We start from the raw sequence: 5,101 nt of genomic DNA on the forward strand, positions 1-5,101 counted from the left end.
AATTTCCGAACCCGGCTTGACAATTGATTCCACAACTGCCTTATCACCCGCCACGTTTCGCGCCATATCCGCAATCACTGTGAAGGTCGTTAAAATTACCTTTTTGTCTTTTTTCGCCGGATTCACTCCATTGGTTGTCTCTGGCGTAGCATTTACCTGCGACTGTTGATCAGAAGGCGTGGGACTACATCCACTCATCCAAAGTCCCAATAGCAGCCCAGATGCAACAACCAACGAGGGTACATGCTGCAGCAGTCGTACCTTGAAATTGTTGATATTTTTTATCATTTTTTTTTCATAATCTTATCATTTTTAATGAACTTTACCATAGGGTGACTAAAAATGAAACAAAAATGAAAAAACACATATCATATTTTGGTTTTCATTCCAGCAAATCAAGGAAATTCAAGGTTTATCCATAGACTTCTTCTGAGAAAAATATGAACTTTTGTTATTTCTGAAAATAATATGAGATAAAAATGAAAGTTATGCTAAATGAGGACACCAAAAGGCAAGGTTAGTCCAGTGCGTCACAAGTATTGCAAATTAATTCATCGCTGCGGATGGGTATATGTATGTGTTTTCCACGAATGTCCAATGAATCAACGATTAGGGGAAAGCGATCGCAGTTTCTCGACGAATTACCCGAACAATTATTAATGACTCGACTATGAACGCTCACAAAATAGAAACAGTTTTAACTGAAGATGGAATGACGCTACAGGGTTTACCTTTTCATGCGGGAGATACTGTGGAAGTAATTATCCTACAAGCAAAAACTCCACAACCTCAAAATGCAGTGAATCCAAAATCAGAGAAAAATCGTTATTCATTGCGCGGTAAAGTTATCCGATACGATGATCCAACAGAACCAGTCGCTTTAGAAGATTGGGAATTTTTGCAATGATTGTACTTGACCAAAGCTAAGGGTGTAGGGGTGTGAGGGTGTAATACCATTTCACGAAAAGCCTGATACAAATAAAGCTTCTAAAATAAAGTTCCATTCAGCGATGACGTGAGGCTTAATATAGCAATCCTAAATCATTTGTGTAAGTCCTGCGGACAGGCTCCGCCAACGCGAAGCGTGCGCCTTAGCGCTCAATTCTCTGTTCTCTCTTTTCTTGGCGTTCTTGGCACGCCAGGTGCTTCAAGTCGGCGGAGCGTTTCCCTTCGCACTGGCTCGTCTATGTCCTGCGGACACGCTTCGCTAAGGCGGTTAATAATTTTCAGAAATCAGATAGGACTGCTATATATTGACTCTCGTTCGCTAAGATAGTGTAGCCTTAGCAATAGCTACTATCTATATAATGTCACTTATTCGATACCTGCTGCTCCCTCACACCCATGACAACAACCACAGACTTCCTCAGTCATCTCAACCCCAGTCAACGTCGCGCTGTTGAACATCACTGCGGTCCCTTGCTCGTTGTTGCTGGTGCGGGTTCCGGCAAAACACGAGCGCTGACTTATCGCATTGCTAATCTTATTTTGCAGCATCGTGTCGATCCAGAAAATATCCTAGCGGTAACTTTCACCAACAAAGCCGCACGGGAAATGAAAGAACGTATTCAAAAGTTATTTGCCGATCGCCTAGCAATCACAGAATACAATGAGCGCTTTGATTTGTTGCCAGAATACGACCAAACTAAGCTCAAGTCGAAAGTCTGGAAAAATTACATAAAAGAAATGTGGTGCGGTACTTTCCACAGTCTCCTTTCTCGCGTTCTCCGCTTTGATATCGAAAAATACAAAGACGAAAAAGGACGCCAATGGACGCGGAATTTTTCCATCTTTGATGAGTCCGACGCCCAAAGTCTTGTGAAAGAAATCGTCACCAAACAGCTTAATCTGGACGATAAAAAATTTGAACCCCGTTCTGTGCGCTACGCAATTAGTAACGCCAAAAACCAAGGCTTATCACCCAAAGAATTTGAGATAGAACAACCCAATTATCGCGGACGGGTGATAGCAGAAGTTTACAATCACTATCAAAGCCGACTTGCACAGAACAACGCCCTTGACTTTGATGATCTTATCCTCGTTCCTGTAAAATTGTTTCAGCAGAATGAGCAAGTCTTAGGTTATTGGCATAATAAATTTCGCCATATCCTGGTAGATGAATATCAGGATACGAACCGCACCCAATACGAACTCATCCGCCTGTTGACGACGAATGGCGAAACCAAAAAGAGTGATTGGGACTGGACAAATCGTTCTACTTTCGTGGTTGGTGATGCAGACCAATCGATTTACTCATTTAGAATGGCAGACTTCACCATCTTGTTAGACTTTCAGCAAGATTTTGGCGACGGCTTACCAGACGAAGACACGCGCACGATGGTGAAGTTGGAGGAGAATTATCGCTCTTGTGAAAATATTCTACAAGCAGCAAACGAACTGATTGAAAATAACACCCAACGTATTGATAAAATTCTTAAAGCAACAAGAGGTGCAGGAGAAGAGATTTTTTCTCACAAAGCAGATGATGAAATTGCAGAAGCAGATTTTGTCATTAACCAAATTCGCTCTTTGGAGAATCAGCATCCAGAATTGAATTGGGGAAGTTTTGCCATACTTTATCGTACCAACGCTCAATCTCGACCGTTTGAAGAATTATTGGTGCGATTAGGAATTCCCTACACAGTTGTGGGAGGGATAAAGTTTTACGATCGCAAAGAAATTAAAGATGTCCTGGGTTACTTGCGGGCGATCGCCAACCCATCTGATACACTCAGTTTATTGCGAGTGATCAATACTCCCCGGCGCGGAATTGGTAAAGCCACCATCGACGGACTGGTAAACGCCGCTCAAGAATTAGGCACAACCCTGTGGGAAATACTGATTGATGAGACATCAGTAAATACATTAGCCGGACGTTCTGCCAAAGCTGTTAATGCTTTTGCCCAGATGATTCGTCATTTACAAGAACAAATAGAGACGGTTCCAGTTTCCGAACTTGTGCAAAGGGTGCTGGAAGACTCTGGATACATCAAAGACTTGGAAACGCAAAGTACAGATGAAGCAGAAGACAGGTTGCAAAACGTCCAAGAACTATTCAACGCTGCGCTGCAATTTGAAGAAGAGAACGAAGATCTAAACCTGCAAGCCTTTCTTTCCAGTACCGCCCTCAGTTCCGATTTGGATAACTTAAAAGAAGGACAATCAGCAGTCTCGCTGTTAACTTTACACGCCTCCAAGGGGCTGGAGTTTCCTGTTGTGTTCTTGGTGGGGATGGAACAAGGACTATTTCCTAACTACCGTTCAATGAACGATCCAGCATCTTTGGAAGAAGAACGTCGGTTGTGCTACGTGGGGATTACTCGCGCCCAAGAACGGCTGTATTTAAGCCACGCCCGCGAACGCCGCCTTTATGGTTCTCGGGAACCTGCTTTGCGATCGCAATTTCTCGACGAATTACCCGAAGAATTATTAATGACTCGACAAAAAAGCAGTGTTGCTTATACAAAAGGTACTGGTGGTAGCACAGCCCAACGTACAACCAAACGAAACCAAGATACTACTGCTAGTTGGCAAGTCGGCGAAAAAGTTCTGCACAAAACCTTTGGTATTGGAGAGATTACTCACATTTTTGGTTCGGGAAATAAAGTTTCTTTGGCGATTAAATTTGATAGTTTGGGGCAAAAAATTATCGATCCAAGAGTTGCACAGTTGCAACGGATGGAGTGATGACCAAAGCTAAGGGTGTAGGGGTATAGGGGAAAGAATTAGGGGTGTAACTCTGTGAGGGTGTAGGGGAATAAAAGAATAAGAAAATCAACGCATTTTTCCTACCCGTGGTTAGTGCATTTCCCTTACAGCCTTATTATTAAGCGATCGCTACAGGAAGCTCCCAGATTCAATCAGCGAAGCAATCCAAAATCTGAAATCAGATGACCAACCCTCAAACAGAATTTGATTCACCTTGGAAAGACATTTTACAACTATATTTTGAAGAATTCATGTTGTTCTTTTTTCCTCAAGCACATGAGGAAATAGACTGGACACGAAAACCGGAATTTTTAGATAAAGAGTTACAGCAAGTCATTCGAGATGCAGAACTAGGGAAGCGATTGGTTGATAAATTGGTAAAAATTTATCGCCTTGGTGGCGAGGAATCTTGGATACTTGTGCATGTTGAGGTACAAGCCCAAGAAGAATCTGATTTTTCTCGACGGATGTATAGTTATAACTATCGCATATTTGATCGATATAATCGCTCGGTAGCATCAATCGCAGTATTGGGTGATGAGGGTATTAACTGGCGACCAAATCAGTTTGGTTATGATTTGTTTGGTTGTCGGGTTGATTTTCAGTTTCCAATTGTCAAGTTGTTAGACTATAAGCAACGACAAGCTGAGTTATTAGCAAGTCGTAACCCATTTGCGACGGTGGTCATGGCTCATCTAGCTGCTTTAGAAACTCGCAATAATCGGTTAGAGCGTAAGCAGCAAAAGTTGGCTTTGACTAGAAGGTTGTATGAACAGGGTTTTGAAAGGGAAAATATTATTAATTTATTTCAGTTTATCGACTGGATGTTGACGTTACCATCTGAGCTAGAGAAGGAATTTTGGCAAGAGTTTCGCGAATATGAGGAGACTATTCGTATGCGTTATGTTACCAGTGTTGAGCGTATTGGAATTGAAAAAGGTATTGAGCAAGGTATTGAGCAAGGTATTGAGCAAGGTATTAAGCAAGGGTTAATAAAAGGTATTTCTTTGGGATTAAAACTCAAATTTGGAGAGTCTGGTCAAAGTTTGTTACCGGAAATTGAATCTATTGGGGATGTTGATTTGTTGTCAACTATTTTGGATGCTATAGAAACTGTGGCTACAGTAGAACAATTGCGACAAGTTTATCTACCAGTAAGTGAGTAGTTTGGAGGATGGCGATACGCCCGCTTGCTCTGCTTTCCCTTGCAATCGCTCAAACACGAAGTCATGCTGTGAAGCGATCTGCAAAGGAGCGCAGCAGCGAAGCTATCGCTCTTATTTTCAATAATTAGCATGAAACGTAGGGTTTATAAACACCCCTTTGATGAAGCTGCGCTAAGCTGTTGTGCATTAAAAATGCACAACAGCAAGGCAGAAGGCAGACGGCAGAA

At 42.1% G+C, this 5,101-nt stretch carries 3 protein-coding genes and 1 pseudogene; 3 read left to right on the forward strand and 1 reads right to left on the reverse strand.

Annotated features, from left to right (window positions below; all coding sequences use genetic code 11):
• Positions 1-288, reverse strand: a pseudogene (locus DP116_RS29500) (metal ABC transporter substrate-binding protein); the annotation flags it as partial.
• A 382-nt stretch (positions 289-670) separates the two neighbouring features.
• Here DP116_RS29500 and DP116_RS19045 point away from each other — a divergent pair.
• The 3 genes from DP116_RS19045 (at position 671) to DP116_RS19055 (ending at position 4,874) form a co-directional block, all read left to right on the forward strand.
• Entirely contained in the window at positions 671-907 is a 237-nt protein-coding gene (locus tag DP116_RS19045; protein WP_169156667.1) for a hypothetical protein, read from the forward strand.
• Between the two features lie 437 nt (positions 908-1,344).
• Entirely contained in the window at positions 1,345-3,687 is a 2,343-nt protein-coding gene (gene pcrA, locus DP116_RS19050; RefSeq protein WP_169156668.1) for a DNA helicase PcrA, read from the forward strand.
• Between the two features lie 203 nt (positions 3,688-3,890).
• Positions 3,891-4,874, forward strand: coding sequence for an RpnC/YadD family protein (locus DP116_RS19055; protein WP_169156669.1), 984 nt, complete (start codon positions 3,891-3,893; stop codon positions 4,872-4,874).
• The last annotated feature ends 227 nt before the right edge of the window (positions 4,875-5,101 follow it).

It is taken from the genome of Brasilonema bromeliae SPC951 (assembly GCF_012912135.1).
GTDB classification, from domain to species: Bacteria; Cyanobacteriota; Cyanobacteriia; order Cyanobacteriales; family Nostocaceae; genus Brasilonema; species Brasilonema bromeliae.